Below are 21,952 nucleotides of genomic sequence, written 5' to 3' on the forward strand. Positions count from 1 at the left end.
TAATGGAAGAACGTATGGTTACAGGAGAATTTCAAGAAGAAGATTCAGTTGAGCTAAGTCTTCGGCCTTCTGCTTTAAATCAGTATATTGGACAGCAGAAGGTTAAAGAAAATCTTAGTATTTTTATTAAGGCAGCTAGAATGAGAGAAGAACCATTGGACCACGTTCTGTTGTATGGCCCTCCAGGATTAGGGAAAACCACATTAGCAGCAATTATTGCAAATGAAATGGGAGTGCAATTCCGTTCCACCTCTGGCCCCGCCATAGAACGAGCTGGAGATCTTGCAGCTATATTGTCTTCTTTAGAACCTGGTGATGTGCTGTTTATTGATGAGATTCACCGCCTTCCGCGTTCTGTAGAGGAAGTATTATATCCTGCAATGGAGGATTTTTTCCTCGATATTGTTATAGGCACAGGACCGAGTGCAAGGTCGGTTAGGATCGACTTACCCCCATTTACATTGGTAGGTGCTACTACAAGGGCAGGACTATTATCAGCACCTCTTCGCGACCGATTTGGCGTACTTAGCCGCTTGGAGTTTTATGAAGCGAAAGATTTATGCTCTATCATTGAGCGAACAGCCGAAATTTTTCAAACCTCTATTACAAAGGAAGCTGCTACGGAAGTGGCCAGACGTTCTAGGGGCACCCCGAGGATTGCAAATCGCTTGCTAAAAAGAATCCGAGATATCTCGCAAGTGAAGGGCGAGGTAGAGATAAGTGCAGATACGACAGCTGAAGCTTTAACGATGTTACAGGTAGATGATGAAGGACTTGACCACATCGACCATAAGCTATTAAAAGGTATGATAGAAAACTTCCAAGGTGGACCTGTTGGGTTGGATACAATAGCTGCTACAATTGGCGAGGAATCTCAAACGATTGAAGATGTTTACGAACCTTATCTATTACAAATCGGTTTTATCCAAAGAACACCAAGAGGGAGAATTGTCACACCAAAAGCATACCTACATTTTGGAATGAAAGTACCTGGCACAGAATGAGTATAGGTAAATTGCTTATTGTCGCAGGGATTATTATGGTCCTTATTGGAATTATCTGGACGTTTATTGGAAAATTACCTGGTGATTTTTCTTTCAAAAAGGGAAATGTCACGGTGCATTTTCCGATTATGACTTCAATAATTGTAAGTATTATACTTTCCTTGGTATTCTTTATCGTAGGAAAGTTTCGTTAAGTAAGGAGATGCAACATGAATATAGAAGATTTTGATTTTCATTTACCAGAGGAACTAATTGCACAAACACCACTCAAAGATCGTACATCCTCTAGACTACTTGTCCTAGATAAAAACAAGAAAGAACTGGAACATAAGAAATTTAAAGATATAAAAGATTACATTAAACCTGGTGACGCCCTTGTACTAAATGATACGCGCGTATTGCCTGCAAGACTATACGGTGTGAAGGAAGACACTGGAGCGAATATTGAAGTGCTTTTATTACACCAAGAAAATGGAGATACTTGGGAAGTACTAGCTAAGCCTGCCAAAAAAGTAAAGCAAGGATCTGTTATTACGTTCGGAGACGGAAAGTTACAAGCTACTTGTGTAGGGTTGAAAGAGCATGGTGGGCGAGTAATGGAATTTTCCTATAGCGGCATATTTTATGAAGTTCTTGATGAGCTCGGAGAAATGCCTCTTCCTCCATATATAAAAGAAAAGCTACCTGAAAAGGAAAGATACCAGACCGTATATGCAAAAGAAGAGGGTTCGGCTGCAGCACCTACAGCAGGACTACATTTCACAAATGAATTGCTTGATGAGATCAAAGCAAAAGGCGTTACAGTATCTTTCATAACCCTACATGTAGGATTAGGAACGTTTCGTCCAGTAAGTGTAGATAATATTGATAATCACCAAATGCACTCAGAATTTTATCATATGTCCCAAGAAACAGCTGACACACTAAATCAAATAAAAGAGCAAGGTGGACGAATTATCTCAGTAGGTACAACGTCCACTAGAACGTTAGAAACAATTGCTAGAGATAATGGCACGTTTGTGGAAACAAGTGGCTGGACAGATATTTTTATTTATCCACCGTACCAATTCCGTGCAGTTGATGGACTTATAACAAACTTTCATCTGCCTAAATCTACGTTAATTATGTTAGTCAGTGCTTTGGCAGACAAAGATTCCATTTTACATGCCTATGAAGAAGCAGTAAGAGAAAAATACCGGTTCTTTAGTTTCGGCGACGCTATGTTAATTATTTGATTTGATAATGAAACATTCTGAATGTGCATACTAGAGACTACTTAGAGAGTAAGTGTAGCATGAGGATAGATTCCTCATGCTTAATATATTAAAAAGGACGAATACTTTATGACACCCATAACATATGAATTAATAAAAACATGTAAACAAACAGGGGCGAGATTGGGACGTGTCCATACACCGCATGGTTCATTTGATACCCCAACATTCATGCCAGTCGGGACACTTGCAACTGTGAAAACGATGAGCCCTGAAGAGCTTCAAGAGATGAATGCGAATATCATCTTGTCTAATACGTACCATCTATGGCTTCGACCAGGAGAGGACATCGTAAGAGAAGCTGGAGGATTACACAAGTTTATGAATTGGGATGGCGCTATTTTGACTGATTCTGGTGGATTTCAAGTCTTCAGTTTGAGTGACATGCGGGAAATCAAAGAAGAAGGTGTTCATTTTAGAAACCATCTAAGTGGAGATAAACTCTTTTTATCACCGGAAAGGGCAATGGAAATTCAAAATGCGCTCGGATCAGACATCATGATGGCCTTTGACGAGTGTCCACCATATCCTGCCAGCTATGAGTATATGAAATCTTCTGTAGAGCGTACCTCACGCTGGGCAGAACGTTGTCTAGAAGCGCATCAACGACAACATGATCAAGGCTTGTTTGGTATAATTCAAGGTGGCGAGTATGAAGATTTACGTAAATTAAGTGCACAGGATTTAGTTTCCTTAGATCTACCCGGCTATGCAATTGGCGGGCTATCTGTTGGAGAACCGAAAGATGTTATGAACCGTGTATTAGACTTTACGGCTCCCCTAATGCCATCTAATAAGCCACGCTACTTGATGGGTGTTGGTTCACCTGATTCCTTGATTGATGGAGCTATTAGAGGGATTGATATGTTTGATTGTGTGCTTCCAACAAGGATCGCACGAAATGGGACATGCATGACGTCAAATGGACGACTTGTTGTACGAAATGCAAAGTTCGCTAGAGATTTTGGGCCGATTGACGAGAATTGTGACTGTCATGTATGTAAAAATTACTCGCGTGCGTACATTCGCCATTTAATTAAATGTAACGAAACATTCGGTTTTAGGCTTACTACTTATCATAACCTCTATTTTCTGTTAAAATTAATGGAGCAAGTCCGAACAGCGATTGCTGAAGATAGACTTGGTGACTTTAAAGAAGAATTCTTTGAGCAATATGGTCTGAATAAACCGGATGCGAAGAACTTCTAAAGAGGTTTTTTATATATTTTGAAAGGAGGGAATACAAAGATGGATATGCTTATATCACTATCACCAATTATTCTTATGTTTGTAATCTTCTATTTCTTGCTAATACGTCCACAACAAAAACGCCAGAAGCAAGTGAAACAGATGCAGTCAGAGCTACAAAAAGGCCAATCCGTTGTTACTATCGGTGGATTCCACGGTGTTGTTCACGCTATCGATGAAAACACTGTCGTAATTCAGTCTGGTGACGGTACTAAGCTGACGTATGACCGTTCAGCAATCCGTGAAGTTAGACAATAGTAAGTAGTCTAAGGTGCCACCATAGGCATTTCTCCTGTGGTGGATGGTTTTTAGGTAACATTATGTATCTAATACATAGAAAAACGAAGTTAACGGAATCTTGTTAACTTCGTTTTATTTTATTTCTAGGAAATAATATTGGCATACACGTTTGCTAAAGAAGCGAATGCTAGTTTGTCAACGTTACATATCCTTCGTATTCTACCAAAGTATGCGAATAAGCTTCACTACTTCTCAACCTGTCCTCCGGTAATATTAACACCTATTACACCACCAAATAAAGCTACGAGAATATAGGCTGTATGATGAATGGTCTGTTCCATGCTAAACCCGACTTGATACCCTAGATATTGGACAAGGAATGTAAACAAGGTAAATCCCATTCCTGTTAAAGCTCCAATAATCCACCCCTTGGCTTTGCTTTTGGCCCCAGCTACCATTCCACCTATAAAAAGAGAAATTAATCCAATTACGAGTGTTACCCACGTTAAGGCCGGTTCATTAAATGTAGAAAAACGAAGTAGCAACGCTAAGATGAAGCTGGCAAGTAGTATAAGACCTAACACGATAATCCACCCATACAATAGGGCTGTAAATTGTTGTTTGTTCACTCATTATCCCCCCTGAGATTGTCCACTTACATTAATAGTATTCAAGAAAAAATAAAATAGACGAAAAATATTTTAGTCTGTCCTCACATAGAAATAGTATAGAAAGCAATATCTACAACGAATTGTGAAAGTGGGTGAGAAATGGACGTCCTTCTTGCAACAATTATTTTTATAGTTAGCTATTTTTTTATTATGACTGATAAAATAAACCGAGCAATAGTAGCACTATCTGGAGGAACCCTCTTATTATTAACTGGAATTTTTACAACACAGGACATATTCACAGAATACATCGACTGGGCTACAATTGCATTGCTATTTTCTATGATGGTGCTCATTTCTATTACAGAAAAAACGGGCTTATTCACTTTTATTGCAATCCGCTTTGCGCAACGGGTAGGGGGAAGACCTATTCCCCTTCTAGTAGGTGTTGGGGTATTAACCGCATTAGGATCAGCAATGCTTGATAATGTGACAACCGTTCTTATTTTTGTACCTATTCTCCTGAAAATCACAAAACTATTAAACATACCATCCTTTCCATACTTATTAATGATTATATTTAGTTCAAATATAGGAGGTGCGGCAACATTAATTGGCGATCCTCCAAATATTATGATTGGACAAGCAGTAGAACATTTGACCTTTCTTTCTTTCTTTATACATGTCGGCCCGGTTGCACTGGTCATGTTTCTAACCATGATACTTTTTATCTACCTTTGTTTTAGAAAAACGCTGTCAAATTCAGTGATCGATGCTAGGGAGTTAGAAAAGATGGACGCTGCGTCTCATCTACATAAGACTCCCATGCTTTATAAGTCGATTAGCGTTCTCATATTAACGATAACAGGCTTTCTGCTTCATGCTTTTGTTCACATCGATCTAACCGCGATTGCGTTAGCAGGAGCACTACTTCTACTGTTTCTAACCCAAGACGAATTAGAAGCTGAGAGGGTTTTTGAAAAGGTAGAATGGGTTACGCTATTTTTCTTTGTCGGTTTATTTACGCTTGTAGGTGGGCTCCAAGAGGTTGGAGTAATTGATGAACTTGCTCGTGCTATTGTCCTTACAACAGATGGGGATTATGTAAATACTACGTTGCTAGTGCTTTGGGTATCGGGGATTTTTTCTGGAATAGTGGATAATATTCCTTTTGTAGCGGCAATGATCCCTGTAGTACAGGAGTTTGAAAGCTATGGGATGGTATACTTGGATCCAATATGGTGGGCACTATCGCTCGGTGCTTGCTTAGGTGGGAATGGTACACTAATTGGGTCTTCTGCAAATGTGGTAGTTGCCGGATTGGCAGAGCGTTCAGGTGATAGAATTTCATTCGTTCGATTTATGCTGTTTGGGGTGCCAATCGTGTTACTATCCCTCGTCATTTCAACGATTTATATATATTTACGATACCTATTACCATATATAAGCCAACTATAAAACCTGCCATCTGGCAGGTTTTGTTGTATAAAAAGAAGACATGCTTAGGTTTTAACCATAGGCATGTCTCTTTTTTTCATGGCGATAAATGTTATCGATTTGTGAGTGAAGGGAGGCCGATAAAATGGTTTACTGCATAGGCGGCGTTCACTAGTATAGATGCCTGTGCTCATATTATTACTTCAGCCATTTTTTAAACAAGGGTAATTGTATAAGTTCTTCTCTTGAGATAAATCGAAGGATAAAGAGAGTGATAACATAAAAGATAAGAAGAATGCTTAGAGCAAGTATAAACAGAATTAAATTTGGCCCCATGGATTCATATAGATTTCTGATCCAAGAGCCGAACACCCACGTTATACCGATTAAAAGAATCATTTTACCAATATCGATCAACGGAATGGAAAATTGAATGGCTTTTTGTAAGGCTGCAAAGTGAAGTAAAGTAACAAGTACTACACCAACAGACATGGCAATAGCTACACCATGAATCCCAAAGCTAGGGTTTGATGCGAGAAAGAACAATACGCTCAATTTACACAGCGCCCCGATTAAGCTATTCCACATAGCTGGTTTTGCTAAATCGAGTGCTTGTAATGCAGCTTGTAATGGTGATTGGACATAGAGTAAAATGAAAAAAGGTGCCATTAATACAAGCAAGCTACTAGCTTTGTCTGTCCCATACATATAGGTGAGGATCGGGGAAGAAAATAGGCATAGCACTACTGTTGCAATGGCGCCGGATGCGAATGACAAGCGAATGGACTGGTGGATACGGTAATGGACCAAGCCCTTGTTTAAATTGGCTTCTGCTTCTGAAATAGACGGAACGAGAGCGATGGACAAGGAATGTGTAATAAATGTTGGTAAAAAAAGTAGTGGGAAGATATAGCCTGTGAGCTCACCGTATTGCTTTGTTGCCAGTGAACTTGAAATACCTGCAATAGCGAGACTTTGCGCAACAAGTATGGGTTCTAAGAAATTTGTAAAGGAGCCTATCATTCTACTGCCTGTACTTGGAAGAGCAATGGAGAACAGTTCTTTTACTGTAGAACGGCTAGATTTTAAATAGCTAAAAAATTTCGTGCGAATCTTAATTTTTTTCTTTCTCTTAAACATGTAAATCATGTATAAGAGGGAAATAAACTCTCCCAAGATGACACTGATCATGGCGCCTGCTGCTGCAAACTCTACGCCATATGGAAGTAATAGCTTAACGAAAAAAGCAACGCATGTTATTCGAACAATCTGTTCGATCACCTGGGCATAGCTCTGTGGTTTCATGTTCTGCTTACCTTGAAAGTATCCTCTTAGAACGGAGGATATTGCAACAATAGGAATAATAGGGCTAATAGCCATTAAAGGATACAGTGTCCGTTCATCTGTCAAAAGTGAGGTTGCGACAAAGGGTGCCGCAAACATAAGACCAACAGTGAATAGAACACTGGTTATTCCCGTCGCGATTAATGACACGATTACTATTTTCTTCACTTTTTGTGAATCATTTTTAGCTTCTGCTTCCGCAACTCTTTTGGAAATGGCGACAGGAAGCCCTAGCTGAGTCAGTGTCATTACCATAAATAAAGTGGGGAGTGCCATCATATAAAGGCCAACACCTTCTTCTCCCATGAGCCGGGCTACGACAATACGATTTATAAAACCTAGAAATCGGGTAATCATACCAGCTAAAATTAAAATAAGTGTGCCTTGCAGAAATGTTTGTTTGGTCATTATAGCCGACCTGCCTTCTCAAATAATAATTTTTCATATACAATGATATATATGCTTGCAAGTGGGCCAAGCATGACAAGAAGGATTAAAGAAGAAATAGATTCTATTCTCCGTGTAAGGAGGGACACTATGGAAATTGTACAAACTGTATCAGAATGGAAAGCCATGATTTTACCAACATTAGAGAGTAAGGCTGATGAATTTCAAATGATGGGATACTCAAGGGCTAATCCCGAAGAGATCTGGGACTGCCTAGTTAAAAAGGTTTGGAAAGGTGATCCAGAAAAACGAATATACGAAGTGGTGCAAGATATTTTCCACCTTGGATCTGGAACCTATATTAGTTATCTGACTGTAGCGGCTTATCAGGATGATAATTTATTTGCATCCATTTCCGCTTTAACTGCGGGTGGGCAAGAAGATGGTGGATAGTTTACATAAACGCAAAAAATGTTTTTAATTTCTAGTGAAAATTTAGTGAAAAGTATTGGCTGGAAAAAACTGGCCAATTGTTTGGAGGCAAAGAAAAATGAAAAAGAGAGGCAGAATCATCGCCTTTTTTCTGATCGTACTTATTTTTGGGGGTCTGATCGGATCAACGGTTACTGGTGTAACGAAGGATATTAATTTAGGGTTGGATCTTCAAGGTGGTTTCGAAATACTCTATGAAGTAGAACCGGTTGATGAAAGCCAAGAGGTTGATAGGGACTTACTGGAGTCAACCGTACAAACTTTAAATGATCGTGTTAACCGCTTAGGAATCAGTGAGGCGAGCATTGATATTGAGGGAGAAAATAGAATACGGGTGCAACTTGCCGGTGTACAAGATCAGACAGAGGCAAGAGAAATCCTCTCAACCTCTGCAAGATTATCTTTCCGAGATGTCAATGACAATGAGCTTTTAAACGGTAATGATGTGAAAGAAGGAAGTGCGAAGCAGGATTTTGATCAGACGACAAATGCTCCGATCGTCACTTTGCAATTAAAGGATGCAGCTAAATTTGGCGAAGTCTCAACGCAAATTAAAAACATGGGAGCGCCAGATAATTTACTTGTCATCTGGATGGATTATCAGGAAGGCGATTCTTTTGCTGCTGAATCGGAAAAAGAAGATCCCAAGTATATTTCCGCACCGAGCATCAGAGAGACACTAAATACCACAAACGTTATGATATCTGGTGATTTCTCGGTAGAATCTGCACAGCGTTTAGCTGATATTATAAATTCCGGTTCATTGCCTGTTCATATGACGGAAATGTACTCTAATTCCGTAGGAGCACAATTCGGTGAAATGGCACTAGATAAAACAGTTTTTGCTGGCTTTGTCGGTGTAGCATTGATCTTTATATTTATGATAATTGTTTATCGTTTACCAGGATTTGTAGCGGCAGTTAATTTAAGTATTTATATCTATTTAATACTCGTTATCTTCGAGCTTATGAATGGTGTGTTGACACTCCCAGGGATAGCTGCACTTATTTTAGGTGTTGGGATGGCAGTAGACGCCAATGTTATAACGTTTGAACGAATTAGAGAAGAGTTACGGACAGGAAAATCTGTAATAGCGGCGTTTAAAACAGGTTCTAAAAACTCCTTGTCGACTATATTTGATGCAAATATTACGACATTGCTAGCTGCTGCAGTCCTCTTTATGTTTGGTACTAGCTCAGTGAAAGGTTTTGCCACAATGCTGATTGTTAGCATCGTAGTAAGCTTCTTGACAGCTGTATTTGGGACAAGATTGTTACTGGGACTCTGGGTGAAGAGTAAAGTGCTAAACAAGCGGTTAGGTTGGTTTGGGGTTAAAAAAGATTCCGTGAAGGATATTTCCAGTAAAGAACAACCTGAACCAGAATTCTTTAATAAAAAACTTAACATTGTACAACATCGTAAAAAATTCTTTGCTATATCGATAGCTATGGTAGTAGTGGGTATTGCTTCATTACTTCTATTTAAGTTAAATCCAGGAATTGATTTCACCAGTGGTTCTCGGGTTGAAGTAATAGCAGAAGACAGTATAACTGAAGAGCAAGTCACATCAGATTTTGAAAACCTCGGCTTAGAAGCTGACGTCGTTATATCAGGTGATAATAATGACCGAGGTGTGGCAAGATTTGATAAGGTGCTATCGGAGGACAAGGTCACTGAAGTCACCACATATTTTGAAGATGCGTACGGAACCCCACCTAATATCGGTGTGGTATCCCCAATTGTTGGGGAGGAACTAGTGAAAAATGCACTATATGCAGTTGGAATTGCTTCCATATTTATGATTATTTATGTTGCGTTCCGATTTGAACTGTTCTTTGCAATAACAGCGATTATCGCATTGTTGCATGATGCATTTTTTGTTCTTGTTATTTTCAGTATTACCCGCATCGAGTTTGATGTCACGATTGTAGCTGCAATTCTTACGATTGTCGGTTACTCGATTAACGATACAATTGTTACGTTTGATAGGATCAGGGAAAATCTGCGTAAAGAGAAACGAATTAAATCGTTTAAGGATCTCGCTGTTATTGTGAATAGAAGTCTTGTACAAACTTTAACAAGGAGCTTGAATACAACTATAACGACATTGATAGCCGTTTTAGCATTCTTGTTCCTCGGAGCTTCACCTATAACAGGATTTGCTATTGCATTAACTGTAGGGCTAATTGTCGGAACATATTCTTCTCTCTTCCTAGCTGCGCAAATTTGGTTAGTTTGGAGAGGGAAAATGATTAAGAAAAAACCTGTAGACTTTACCAAGAAAAAACGTGTGGAAGGTCCACAAGTATAATAAAACATTTATAAGCCTTAACTAAAGCTAAAGTCGAACAGAATTTGAAGGCTCTTCCTTCGAATCTGTTCGACTTTTTTATCCATTTCAATATAAGCAAACCTAGAAACCACTTGCTTAGTTGAGGTTTAGGTTAATGAACTGTCACTAGTTTCTTGCTTAATTAAAGCAAATCCAGGGTATGATACTTAAGAATGCGATATTAGAAGGAGGAATTACATGAAAGGGCAAGGCTATGTTATTTTGGCAATTATTTTCGTTATTATTGTGGCAGTGTTTGCAGTAACTAATGTAGATCCGGTTGAAGTTAACTATTTATTCTGGACAGCGGAATCCCCGCTTATTCTAATTATTCTTTTCTCGGTCTTAATGGGAGGAATTATTACTGCTGCGGTGGGTGTGATTCGAATGTTTCGCCTACAGCGACAAGTTCGAAGTTTACAAAAAGAAAATGAAATCTTGCATACACAATTGCGCGAAAATGGCTTAGAGCCTGGTGAGAACATCCAGAATGATACTGATACAAACCAGGTAGACGAGATAAAGTGAAACTTCAATCAGTGGGGTTTTTGTTCACCCCCCACTGATTGTTAGTTTAACGAATCGGGGTGTTAGCGTCCGTTTACTCCCGCTTCATGTTTTGAAGTGGGAGTCTTACAGACGGTTGCACCGGGATAAAATAACAATGGAAGAAAACAGCATTGCTACCCTTGACTTACTCTTGTATAATAGATTAGTCAGGGGTGAATTTATGTTACAAAGCAAGACAAAATGGAGAAGTAAAGAAATAACGAATGTGGAAGACTATTGGATGGACGACTCCATTACGTTATCGCCAATTATCAAAGAGCTTTTAGTTCAGCGAGGTATAAAGACTGGCGAGGAGGCTAGACAATTCCTCTCACCTGATATAAGTACATTACATAACGCTGCAGACTTCGATTCCATTGAGGTAGCTGCAGATCGTGTTCGAGTGGCTATTGACCAACATGAGAAGATTCTAGTGTATGGAGACTATGATGCCGATGGAGTTAGCTCTACAACAGTTATGCTCCTTGCATTAAAAGAGCTTGGCGCAGAGTGTGATTACTATATTCCAAACCGCTTTAAAGAGGGCTATGGCCCAAATGAAGCTGCTTTTAGAGAAGCGAAAGAACAAGGCTATGCACTTATTATAACAGTGGATAATGGGATAGCTGCAGTACATGAGGCAGAAGTAGCTAAAGAGATTGGTCTGGACTTAATTATAACCGACCACCATGAAATTCAAGAGCAGCTCCCTGACGCATATGCAATTATCCACCCAAAGCGCTCTACAGCTGATATTTTTCCAGAATTAGCAGGAGTTGGTGTTGCCTTTAAATTTGCAGAATACCTACTGGGATATTTTCCAAAACAATTTCTCCCATTTGTGGCTATTGGGACAATTGCTGATCTTGTACCACTGGTCAGTGAGAATCGCGTCTTGGCTTATCATGGATTACGAGCTCTTGCCCAAACCAATAATGTTGGGTTACAGGAACTTATGCGTGTCTGTAATATTGAAGGGAACGTGTCCGAAGAGGACGTTGGCTTTTTAATTGGTCCCCGAATCAATGCTGTAGGAAGATTACAGGATGCCGATTTGGCTGTACAGCTTCTCATGACAAACGATAAAACGGAAGCAGAAGAGATTGCTACAGAGATTGACCAGATCAATGTAAAAAGACAACAAATTGTAAATGATATAGTCAAAGAAGCCGAAAAAATGGTCGATCCAAATCAAGAAAAAGGTGTCATTATTGTAGCAAAAGAGGGCTGGAATGAAGGTGTGCTAGGTATTGTTGCATCAAAGCTAGTACGAAAATTTGATCAGCCTGCGATTGTATTAACTAAAAAGCCAGAAACCTCCCAAGTAAAAGGTTCTGCACGAAGTATCCCTGCTTTTGATTTATTTAAGAATTGTATGACTGTAAGGGACTTATTTACTCATTTTGGCGGGCATTCACAAGCGGCTGGCATGACATTACCACTTGAGAATTTGGATGAATTGCAAATTCGCTTAAATGAACTCATTCGTAATGATCTAGCAGAAGAAGATTTTAAACAGCTGTTAGAAATCAGTAGTGAAGTGAGTATACAAGATGTTAATGAGAAGCTTGTTGACGAAATAGGAAAGCTTGCTCCTTTCGGAATGAGGAATCCTAAACCTATATTTCAACTGACTGCAATCCCGTCTGAATTAAGACAAATAGGGAGCACGAAGCGGCATCTTAAGTTATTGTTTAAAGAAGAAGGAAAGAATGTAGAGGGAATTGGTTTTGGTTTTGGTGAGCTTTACCCACATATATCTCCTAATACCCCCGTAACGATTGTTGGGGAGTTGGGAATAAATGAATGGAACAGCAATAGAAAACCCCAAATCGTACTGCAGGATATGGAAATTAGACAGTGGCAGTTATTTGATCACCGTGGCAGAAAGAATATAAATCTCACCCCATACATTGAGCACCATAACGCCAACCTAGTAGTTGGTAATCCGCAAATTGATTTGGGGGGCGACGTACAATATATTCAATATGACTCCATGGAAGTGGTACCTGCTACAGATGCTCTTTACATCTATGATATGCCACAGGATCTTTCAAAATTAAAAGAGTTAATACAAAGGGCAAAACCACAAAATATTCATGCATGCTATTATATAGAAAACAGTGCCTTTTTGAATGCTCTCCCGACACGCGAAGACTTTAAATGGTATTATGCTGTTCTGTTAAAGAAAAAGGTTCTTGACCTAAATAGTGAGATAAATGTAGTTATGAATACAAAAGGGTGGAGCAAAGAACGCATCTATTTTATTTCAGAGGTGTTTTTTGAACTCGGCTTTGTTAAAATAGATAACGGTATTATTACAGTGAATCCAAAACCAGATAAAAAAGATCTTTTGGAGTCTTCTGCATATCAGACACAACTAGAACAAGCTGAAATAGAAAAGACATTATATTACTCAAATTACAACGAATTGAGAAACTGGTTCAATAATTGCATGGACCAAGTGGAAAGTCCCAAGGAGGAACTAAGTTATGGATTATAAACAATATGTAAAAATAGTAGAAGATTGGCCAAAAGAGGGTATTCGCTTTAAAGATATTACACCTTTGATGGATAACGGGAAAGCTTTTAAATCAGCTGTTGACGAAATAGTGTCGTTTGCAAAAGAGAAGGAGATTGACATTGTAGTAGGACCTGAAGCGCGTGGGTTTATTGTTGGCTGCCCGGTTTCCTATGCCTTAGAAGTTGGGTTTGCACCCGTAAGGAAAGAAGGAAAGCTTCCACGTGAAGTTATTAAAGTAAACTATGGTCTTGAATATGGAAGTAACGTGCTGACTATTCATAAAGATGCAATCAAACCAGGACAACGTGTTTTGATCACGGATGATCTGCTTGCAACAGGCGGTACAATTGAAGCAACTATTAAATTAGTTGAAGAATTGGGTGGCATTGTAGTTGGGTGCGCTTTCATAATAGAGTTGAGTTACTTAGATGGTATGCAAAAACTCGACGGATATGATGTACTATCTTTAATGAGCTATTAATTACTAGAACGAAGAACAGGTCTGATGGAATAATATCCGTCAGACCTGTTCTTCTAAATTCTACAGCAATTCATCATAATATATTTATATTTTATAATCATTGTACATACGTGTCGGAAAAGCATATAATATGCATTATATAGTTTTTTACTACCGTTATATATTTTATTAGTTAAGAAGCTAATGAACGTTAAGAATTAAAATGAAACGCACTTAAAATACATTCGGAACATAACGAACTTTTCCAAACAAGGTGATTACATGGCAAAGGATAATATAGTATCAATAGAAGACATTATTAAAAAGGTGCGCGAGTATCTAACAGAAGAAGATGCTACGTTTATTAGGCATGCATATAAATTTGCAGAAAATGCACATGCGGAGCAGTTTCGTAAATCAGGGGAACCCTATATTATTCATCCAGTACAAGTCGCAGGAATCCTAGCTGACTTAGAGATGGATGCAGAAACAATCGCTGGAGGTTTCCTACATGATGTGGTGGAGGACACAGAAATAACTGTGGAAGAACTGGAGACTGCTTTTAATAGAGAAGTAGCATTGCTAGTTGACGGCGTTACCAAGTTAGGTAAAATTAAGTATAAATCGAAGGAAGCAATACAGGCAGAAAACCATCGCAAAATGTTTGTCGCGATGGCAAAAGATATTCGAGTTATACTAATCAAACTTGCTGACCGCCTCCATAATATGAGAACCCTAAAACATCTGCCTCCTGAAAAACAACGCCGTATATCTAATGAGACCCTTGAAATTTTCGCACCTTTGGCACACAGGCTTGGGATTTCAACGATTAAATGGGAATTGGAAGATACAGCACTACGTTATTTAAATCCACAACAATATTACCGTATTGTTCAACTGATGAAACAAAAAAGGGATCAACGAGAATCCTATATAGATGAAGTAATGAACGAAGTTACGAAGCAATTAGCTGACGTAAATATACAGGCGGAAATGTCCGGAAGGCCGAAGCATCTATATAGCATTTATCACAAAATGGTGGAGCAAAATAAACAGTTTAATGAAATATATGATCTACTTGCTGTCCGTATTCTTGTGGATAGTATTAAAGACTGCTATGCAGTGCTCGGCATAATTCATACATGCTGGAAACCCATGCCAGGGCGCTTTAAGGATTACATTGCGATGCCTAAGCCTAACCTTTACCAGTCGCTTCATACGACAGTAATTGGGCCAAAAGGGGATCCATTAGAGGTGCAAATCCGCACGAAAGAAATGCATGAGATTGCAGAGTATGGCATTGCTGCGCATTGGGCCTATAAAGAAGGGAAGCAGGCGCATACTAGTAAGAAATCTTTTGAAGAAAAGCTAACATGGTTCAGAGAAATACTTGACTGGCAGAATGAAACACATGATGCGGAAGAATTCATGGAGACATTAAAAGTCGATCTTTTCTCCGATATGGTTTATGTATTTACACCTAAAGGCGATGTAATTGAATTGCCTTCAGGATCTGTCCCACTTGACTTTGCTTATAAAATTCATACCGAAATAGGCAATAAAACAATTGGTGCGAAGATTAACGGGAAAATGGAGCCACTTGATTACAGTTTAAAAAATGGCGATATTATTGAAGTGATGACTTCTAAGCACTCTTATGGGCCATCACAGGATTGGCTGAAGATCACCCAAACGTCACAAGCAAAGAGCAAGATTAAGCAATTCTTTAAAAAGCAACGCCGTGACGAAAATATTGCTAAGGGTAAAGAAGCGGTAGATCGGGAAATCCAAGCGTTAAGTTTGGAACCAAAAGAGGTTCTGACACAAGAGAACTTGCAAAGGGTTTATGAGAAATTCAATTTCATGAATGAAGATGATATGTATGCAGCTGTCGGGTATCAGGGAATTACAGCAGCACTTATCGCTACAAGACTTACTGATAAAATCAGACAGACTAAACTAAAAGAGCAAGATCTTGCTCAGACCATTGAAGAAGTAAAGACAACGGAGCTCAAAGAGAAAAAACCTCATAAGCGTGATTCAGGTGTAAGAGTAGAAGGTGTCGATAATCTCTTAGTTCGTTTATCCAAGTGCTGTAACCCAGTTCCTGGTGATGAGATTATGGGATATATCACAAAGGGAAGAGGCGTTTCCGTCCACCGATCTGATTGCCCAAATGTTCAAACCGATGAAGCTAGACAACGCTATTTGCATGTGGAATGGGAAAAGAACCATTCTGTCCAAAAACAATACCATGTAGAGCTTGAAATATCTGGATATGATCGCCGAGGACTCGTAAATGAAGTACTACAGGCAGTAAACGAAACGAAAACAAATATTACCTACGTAAATGGTAAATCAGATCGAAATAAAATGGCGCTCATCCAGATCACTATTTTAATCCATAATACCGGACACCTACGAAAAATTGTAGAGCGAATTAAACAGATAAAAGATGTTTATACCGTTACACGTACTCTGCAATAGTAGTGACAATAGCAAAGAGAGCCCAGTTATTAACGCAAGGAGCTTAATGAAACTTTCAATAAAGAGCAGATCGGGGGAATGCCTGAATGAGAGCAGTAATACAACGCGCGAAAGATGCCAGTGTTTTAGTGGGTGGCGAAGTTATTGGCAACATTGACAATGGATTGGTCGTGTTGTTGGGAATTACCCATGAAGATACTATTGAGGACGCAAAATACCTAGTTCAGAAAATCATTCACCTCCGAATCTTTGAGGATGAAAACGAAAAAATGAATTTATCTTTACAGGATACGGATGGGAGTCTACTCTCTATATCGCAGTTTACCCTTTATGGAGATACGAGAAAAGGCAGGAGACCAAACTTTATGCAGGCTGCCAGGCCAGATGATGCTTTAAAGCTCTATAATCAATTCAATGAGCTTGTTAAAGAACAAAATATACATGTGGAAACTGGTAAGTTCGGCGAAATGATGGACGTGCAGTTAACAAATTCTGGACCTGTGACTCTCATTATTGATAGTAAAGAGTAAGAATGTGAATGAGAAGTAAAAGATAGAGTGAAGAACTGCTTACAGCGCATAAGAACAATGATTGCTAAAGCGTAATAACCAGAGTTATCATTTAGAGAATATTTCGTGGTAAGGATGATAGCTAATAATAAGACAATAAAAGTATGAAAATCAAAAAGCTGGACAAAGTCGAATAATTATTCGAACATGTCCAGCTTTTTCTTTCAATTACTCGTTGGCAAAGTATTTACCCAGGCCACTGATAATTCCGGAAACAAGTTTCTTTTGGTAAGCAACTGTTCCAAGTAAAGACTCTTTATCTGGGTTGGATAGGAAGCCTAGTTCTAAAAGAACAGAAGGCTGAATGCTTTGCCTTAGGACCAGAAAATTCCCATGGGTAACACCTCTGTCTGTTGCTTCTGTTTCTTTTACCAGTTCGGACTGAATATAGGAAGCAAGAACTTCATTCTTTCCTTTATAAAAATAGGTGCCGATCCCGGTTACATCAGGGTGTTCTGGTATGCTATTATAATGTATGCTGATGAAGGCGTCTGTATCCATCGTATTGGCATAGCTTACTCTGCTGCCCAATGAAATGTATTCATCATCTGTTCGAGTCTGTAATACTTCAGCACCAAGCATGGTAAGTTCGCTTGCTAATTCTTGTGCGGTTAGAAACGTTACATCCTTTTCAAGTACCTCAGCGGAACCAATCGCTCCAACATCCCGTCCGCCATGGCCGGCATCAATAACGATAGTCTTGTTTTTAAAGACTGACGTAGAAGTAGATGAGCTAGGGCTCTTCTTGATTATCCGTTTGGATACAAAGCCGGATAAATCATCGTTGGAAACCTCAAACCAATCTTCCTGATCACCAGTCACCTTAAAAGTATCTCCTTTTTCAGCAAATCCAACAATTTCCCCGTCAGTGGTGGGAGCGGACCGGATATGAGTGTTATCAAATGGAATAGATATTGTTTCTACAGAGCTTGTGCTCGTTTCTGTTGCTTTCTCATCTTCTTTTTCATCCTCTTCTTCTGCCTCTGCCATCTTTGTGAAGGAGCTTGTTACCCAGCCGTCCTCTTCATTAAATTGGATTCTTATCCAATCCCCTTGCTCTTCAAGCAGTTCGTATGTTTCTCCAGAATTTCCGCTTCCAATTACGTCAAAATTAGTACCAGGACCGCTACGTATGTTTACACTGTCTCCTGTAAGTTCTATTTCATCAGCAAAAATAGTAAAAGGGAATGCAAACCAGATTACTGCTAAACTGAAGAGGGTAAGCCATTTTCTCTCTAAGCGCAAAATAGTTCCTCCTAAATTATGTACTCTTTAACAAAGTATAATAAAAACAGACCATTTAGGCAAAACTAATGGTAAGTTAGGAAATCTTAGAGGATCTTGGAGGTAAAATTGCATGCGATATGGTGAGAAACAATGGACTTCCGCCAATAACAAAGAATTATTTGGCGTGAATCTACATCGGTTTGTAGAGATGGAGGGACATGCTAATCATATGGAAATAGCTCACGAATTCGGAATTTCCTTAGGTGAAGTGAAAATGCTGAAGAAAAAACTGAATCGTGCTTGACAATCCTCCATGTAGCAATTAATATAATAGTCATTCCATAATACACGAATAAAAGAACCGATGACGGAAAAAGTAGTGGAGTACCACATTAATAAGAGAGAAAATGCCAGAGGCTGAGAGCATTTTCATTTGATGGCTCAACGAAAGACACTCCCGAGGCTTTATGCTGATATGTAAGTATAAACGTTTTGCAGGCGTTAACTGTGAAGAGCGGGTGCAATATTATTGCATCAACTAGGGTGGCAACGCGGGTGAACTCCCGTCCCTTATTTTTAAGGGACGGGAGTTTTTTATGTTTTTTTAGAAAAGACCCGAGATCCACGTGCACAGAAAAATATTAGTGTTTTATCAAATGATGTTATATAGGAGGATTTGCAATGAATATGAAGGCGCCAAGAGGTACTGTGGACTTACTTCCTGAAAACACGAGGAAATGGCAGTTTGCCGAGAAAAAAATAAAAGATATTTGCGATCGTTACAATTTTAATGAGATCCGGACACCAGTTTTTGAGCACACCGAATTATTTCAACGCGGTGTAGGAGATTCTACAGATATTGTCCAAAAAGAAATGTATACTTTTGAAGATAGAGGTGGACGGAGTCTAACCCTTAGACCAGAAGGGACAGCATCTGTTGCTCGAGCCTATGTCGAAAACAAATTATTTGGTAATCCTATTCAGCCAACAAAGCTATACTATTTCGCGCCGATGTTTCGTTATGAACGCCCACAAAAAGGGAGAATGCGGCAGTTAAACCAGTTTGGGGTAGAGGTGCTAGGAAGTGCTGATCCGGCGGTGGACGCTGAAGTTATTGACTTAGCTATGACGTGTTATAAAGAGGTAGGATTGACTTCATTAAAGCTTGTCATTAATTCACTTGGTGACAGTGAAAGTAGAGACAATCACAGAAGAGCGCTTGTAGAGCACTTTTCACCTGTTAAGGAAGAACTATGTAGTGACTGTCAAATAAGGCTAAAGCAAAATCCGCTTCGAATCTTAGACTGTAAAAAAGATAGGGAACACCCTGCCATGAAAAATGCGCCATCAATCCTAGACTACTTAAACGATGAATCCAAGAATTACTTTGAACAGGTTAAAAGCTATTTAACGATGATGGGTATTGAGTATGAAGTTGATAAAAATCTGGTTAGAGGACTTGATTATTATAATCACACAGCTTTCGAAATCATGAGTGAAGCAGAAGGTTTTGGTGCCATCACGACATTAGCTGGTGGAGGCAGATATAATGGCCTTGTCGAAGAGCTAGGCGGTCCTGACACGCCGGGAATCGGATTTGGGATGGGATTTGAGCGTCTCCTTATGGCACTAGAGGCTGAGAATAAGCAAGTCGCAATAGAGGAGCAATTAGATTGTTATGTTGTAGCTATGGGCGACCAAGCTGAAAAAGAGTCTGTAAAAATTCTTCATGAACTACGAGCTGTTGGAATTCAGGCAGATAAAGATTACCTCGGACGTAAAATGAAGGCGCAATTTAAATCTGCTGATCGCTTTAACAGTAGCTATGTTCTAGTGCTAGGTGATGAGGAATTAGAAAAGCAGATGATAAATGTTAAAAACCTTGAGACAGGCGATCAAATAGAAGTCAAGCTAGAGGAAGTTGTTTCATACATGAAAGAAACGTTGCAGGGAGGCAAAGGAAATGAGTGAAAGAGTTTACGCAGGAACGCTACGCGATGCGCATATTGAGCAATCCGTTTTACTAAAAGGCTGGGTACAGAAAAGACGGGATCTTGGTGGTCTGATTTTTATAGATCTTCGGGATAAGTCAGGACTCGTTCAGGTTGTTTTTAATCCGGACATTTCAAAGGAAGCATTGGAGACTGCTGAGGCAGTAAGAACAGAATATGTAGTTGAAATAAAAGGAAATGTTGTAAAAAGAGATCCATCCACGGTAAATCCAAATATGAGTACCGGGACAATCGAAGTACTTGCAAATGAATTAACGATTATTAACAAAGCAAAAACGCCTCCTTTTGTCATCCAGGATGAGACAGAAGTATCCGAGGATTTGCGATTGAAATATCGTTACCTGGATCTGCGCAGAGGGCCGCTTCAAGAAACATTTAAGCTACGCCATAAAACAACACAGGCAGTGAGGAATTATTTAAATAACAATGATTTTCTTGAAATGGAAACACCTATTTTAACAAAGAGCACACCAGAAGGAGCAAGAGACTATCTTGTGCCAAGTAGAGTTCATGCTGGAGAATTTTATGCTTTACCACAATCTCCTCAACTGTTTAAACAGTTAATTATGATGGGTGGATTTGAAAAGTATTATCAAATTGCACGCTGTTTCCGTGATGAAGATCTAAGAGCAGACCGTCAACCAGAATTCACACAAATTGATATTGAAACATCCTTTATGTCAAGTGATGATATTATGGCTATGACGGAGGAAATGATGAAACAAGTTATGAAGGAAGTTAAGAATTTAGATATTACACTTCCACTTCCGAGAATGCCATATGATGAAGCAATGGCTAGATATGGTTCCGATAAACCGGATACGCGCTTTGGCATGGAACTAACACATGTGTCAGAAGTATTAGCAAACTCTGACTTTAAAGTGTTTAAAAGTGCTATCGAATCAGGCGGTAAAGTTTGTCTGTTAAACGTAAAAGGGCAGGCAGCTAATTATTCAAGAAAAGACATTGATAAACTAACAGAATTTGTTAAAGTTTATGGTGCAAAGGGAATGGCCTGGCTCAAAGCAGAAGGAGAAGACTTAAAGGGACCAATATCAAAATTCTTATCAGAAGATGAAGTGAAAGGGATTAAAGAGACTGCGGATGTTGAAGACGGAGATCTTCTATTATTTGGTTCTGATAAAACAAGCGTTGTATATGACAGTCTTGGCGCACTCCGATTAAAACTGGGAAGAGAACTTAATTTGATTGATAATAATTTATTCAACTTCCTATGGGTAACGGATTGGCCGCTACTGGAGTATGATGAAGAGCTTGGTAGATATTTTGCTGCGCATCATCCGTTTACATCACCTGTTGAGGAAGACGCTTCCCTGTTAGAGACAGATCCAGGTAATGTAAGAGCAAATGCATATGACCTTGTTTTAAATGGATATGAGCTTGGTGGGGGATCCATTCGTATATATAAGAAAGAACAGCAACAACAGATGTTCCGCGTACTAGGCTTTACTGAGGAAGAAGCAAATGACCAGTTTGGCTTTTTGATGGAAGCACTGGAATATGGAGCTCCACCTCATGGGGGTGTGGCGCTAGGATTAGATAGAATTATAATGCTATTGGCCGGAAGAACGAATTTACGAGACACCATCCTGTTTCCAAAAACAGCTTCTGCATCTGACTTACTTACAGAAGCACCTAGTCCGGTAAGCCATACCCAGTTGGATGAGCTTTCAATCGGGTTAACAGAAAAAGCCACAACTGAGAAAGAGTAAGACGAAGAAATACCACCGTTGA

At 39.3% G+C, this 21,952-nt stretch carries 19 protein-coding genes and 1 other annotated feature; of the genes, 16 read left to right on the forward strand and 3 right to left on the reverse strand.

Annotated elements, in window-relative coordinates; translation table 11 throughout:
- Nucleotides 1–2 precede the first annotated feature (2 nt).
- From ruvB to yajC, 5 genes are all read left to right on the forward strand, one after another.
- On the forward strand, nt 3–1,004 hold the full coding sequence (ruvB, locus tag ACTWPF_RS08500) for a Holliday junction branch migration DNA helicase RuvB (RefSeq protein WP_106897040.1): 1,002 nt from the start codon (nt 3–5) through the stop codon (nt 1,002–1,004).
- The gene (locus tag ACTWPF_RS08505) at nt 1,001–1,198 is read left to right on the forward strand and encodes a DUF2905 domain-containing protein (RefSeq protein ID WP_238021053.1); all 198 of its coding nucleotides are present in this window, start codon (nt 1,001–1,003) and stop codon (nt 1,196–1,198) included. The genes ruvB and ACTWPF_RS08505 overlap by 4 nt, the downstream gene beginning before the upstream one ends.
- Nucleotides 1,199–1,213: 15 nt before the next feature.
- Nucleotides 1,214–2,239, forward strand: coding sequence for a tRNA preQ1(34) S-adenosylmethionine ribosyltransferase-isomerase QueA (gene queA / locus ACTWPF_RS08510; protein ID WP_443148955.1), 1,026 nt, complete (start codon nt 1,214–1,216; stop codon nt 2,237–2,239).
- Between the two features lie 108 nt (nt 2,240–2,347).
- Nucleotides 2,348–3,487, forward strand: a complete 1,140-nt coding sequence (tgt, locus tag ACTWPF_RS08515; RefSeq protein ID WP_036572317.1) for a tRNA guanosine(34) transglycosylase Tgt — start codon at nt 2,348–2,350, stop codon at nt 3,485–3,487.
- Between the two features lie 39 nt (nt 3,488–3,526).
- Nucleotides 3,527–3,784, forward strand: coding sequence for a preprotein translocase subunit YajC (yajC, locus tag ACTWPF_RS08520; RefSeq protein WP_036572319.1), 258 nt, complete (start codon nt 3,527–3,529; stop codon nt 3,782–3,784).
- Nucleotides 3,785–4,011: 227 nt separating this feature from the next.
- Here yajC and ACTWPF_RS08525 read toward each other — a convergent pair whose 3' ends face one another.
- On the reverse strand, nt 4,012–4,395 hold the full coding sequence (locus tag ACTWPF_RS08525; RefSeq protein WP_036572322.1) for a TIGR04086 family membrane protein: 384 nt from the start codon (nt 4,393–4,395) through the stop codon (nt 4,012–4,014).
- Between the two features lie 141 nt (nt 4,396–4,536).
- Here ACTWPF_RS08525 and ACTWPF_RS08530 point away from each other — a divergent pair, with 141 nt between their 5' ends.
- Entirely contained in the window at nt 4,537–5,835 is a 1,299-nt protein-coding gene (locus tag ACTWPF_RS08530; RefSeq protein ID WP_238021056.1) for an ArsB/NhaD family transporter, read from the forward strand.
- A 177-nt stretch (nt 5,836–6,012) separates the two neighbouring features.
- On the opposite strand, the gene spoVB is transcribed toward ACTWPF_RS08530, so the two are convergent.
- Nucleotides 6,013–7,566: a stage V sporulation protein B gene (gene spoVB / locus ACTWPF_RS08535; protein WP_443148956.1), complete on the reverse strand. Its 1,554-nt coding sequence runs from the start codon at nt 7,564–7,566 to the stop codon at nt 6,013–6,015.
- Between the two features lie 129 nt (nt 7,567–7,695).
- Here spoVB and ACTWPF_RS08540 point away from each other — a divergent pair, with 129 nt between their 5' ends.
- The 7 genes from ACTWPF_RS08540 to dtd all read left to right on the forward strand — a co-directional run bounded on the left by ACTWPF_RS08540 (nt 7,696) and on the right by dtd (nt 16,919).
- Nucleotides 7,696–7,998, forward strand: a complete 303-nt coding sequence (locus ACTWPF_RS08540; RefSeq protein ID WP_036572332.1) for a post-transcriptional regulator — start codon at nt 7,696–7,698, stop codon at nt 7,996–7,998.
- A 97-nt stretch (nt 7,999–8,095) separates the two neighbouring features.
- The gene (secDF, locus tag ACTWPF_RS08545) at nt 8,096–10,348 is read left to right on the forward strand and encodes a protein translocase subunit SecDF (RefSeq protein WP_443148957.1); all 2,253 of its coding nucleotides are present in this window, start codon (nt 8,096–8,098) and stop codon (nt 10,346–10,348) included.
- Between the two features lie 219 nt (nt 10,349–10,567).
- On the forward strand, nt 10,568–10,897 hold the full coding sequence (locus ACTWPF_RS08550; RefSeq protein WP_106897034.1) for a LapA family protein: 330 nt from the start codon (nt 10,568–10,570) through the stop codon (nt 10,895–10,897).
- Nucleotides 10,898–11,099: 202 nt separating this feature from the next.
- Nucleotides 11,100–13,421: a single-stranded-DNA-specific exonuclease RecJ gene (gene recJ, locus ACTWPF_RS08555; RefSeq protein WP_443148958.1), complete on the forward strand. Its 2,322-nt coding sequence runs from the start codon at nt 11,100–11,102 to the stop codon at nt 13,419–13,421.
- Nucleotides 13,411–13,923, forward strand: coding sequence for an adenine phosphoribosyltransferase (locus ACTWPF_RS08560; protein WP_106897032.1), 513 nt, complete (start codon nt 13,411–13,413; stop codon nt 13,921–13,923). The genes recJ and ACTWPF_RS08560 overlap by 11 nt, the downstream gene beginning before the upstream one ends.
- A gap of 261 nt (nt 13,924–14,184) precedes the next feature.
- On the forward strand, nt 14,185–16,389 hold the full coding sequence (locus ACTWPF_RS08565) for a RelA/SpoT family protein (RefSeq protein ID WP_106897031.1): 2,205 nt from the start codon (nt 14,185–14,187) through the stop codon (nt 16,387–16,389).
- 86 nt (nt 16,390–16,475) lie between these two features.
- Complete coding sequence (gene dtd, locus ACTWPF_RS08570) at nt 16,476–16,919, forward strand: D-aminoacyl-tRNA deacylase (RefSeq protein ID WP_443148959.1); 444 nt, start codon at nt 16,476–16,478, stop codon at nt 16,917–16,919.
- 207 nt (nt 16,920–17,126) lie between these two features.
- On the opposite strand, the gene ACTWPF_RS08575 is transcribed toward dtd, so the two are convergent.
- Entirely contained in the window at nt 17,127–18,203 is a 1,077-nt protein-coding gene (locus ACTWPF_RS08575; protein WP_443148960.1) for an N-acetylmuramoyl-L-alanine amidase, read from the reverse strand.
- 112 nt (nt 18,204–18,315) lie between these two features.
- Between ACTWPF_RS08575 and ACTWPF_RS08580 the strand changes: the two genes are divergently transcribed.
- The 3 genes from ACTWPF_RS08580 to aspS all read left to right on the forward strand — a co-directional run bounded on the left by ACTWPF_RS08580 (nt 18,316) and on the right by aspS (nt 21,930).
- Nucleotides 18,316–18,489, forward strand: coding sequence for a hypothetical protein (locus ACTWPF_RS08580; protein ID WP_199848486.1), 174 nt, complete (start codon nt 18,316–18,318; stop codon nt 18,487–18,489).
- A 51-nt stretch (nt 18,490–18,540) separates the two neighbouring features.
- Nucleotides 18,541–18,759, forward strand: a binding site (T-box leader).
- Between the two features lie 107 nt (nt 18,760–18,866).
- A complete protein-coding gene (gene hisS, locus ACTWPF_RS08585; RefSeq protein WP_161464901.1) occupies nt 18,867–20,156 on the forward strand; it encodes a histidine--tRNA ligase in 1,290 nt (429 codons plus the stop codon).
- Entirely contained in the window at nt 20,149–21,930 is a 1,782-nt protein-coding gene (gene aspS / locus ACTWPF_RS08590) for an aspartate--tRNA ligase (RefSeq protein ID WP_443148961.1), read from the forward strand. The genes hisS and aspS overlap by 8 nt, the downstream gene beginning before the upstream one ends.
- Nucleotides 21,931–21,952 lie beyond the last annotated feature (22 nt).

Source organism: Oceanobacillus sp. M65 (genome assembly GCF_052246275.1).
In the GTDB taxonomy this organism is placed as follows: Bacteria; Bacillota; Bacilli; order Bacillales; family Amphibacillaceae; genus Oceanobacillus_B; species Oceanobacillus_B jordanicus.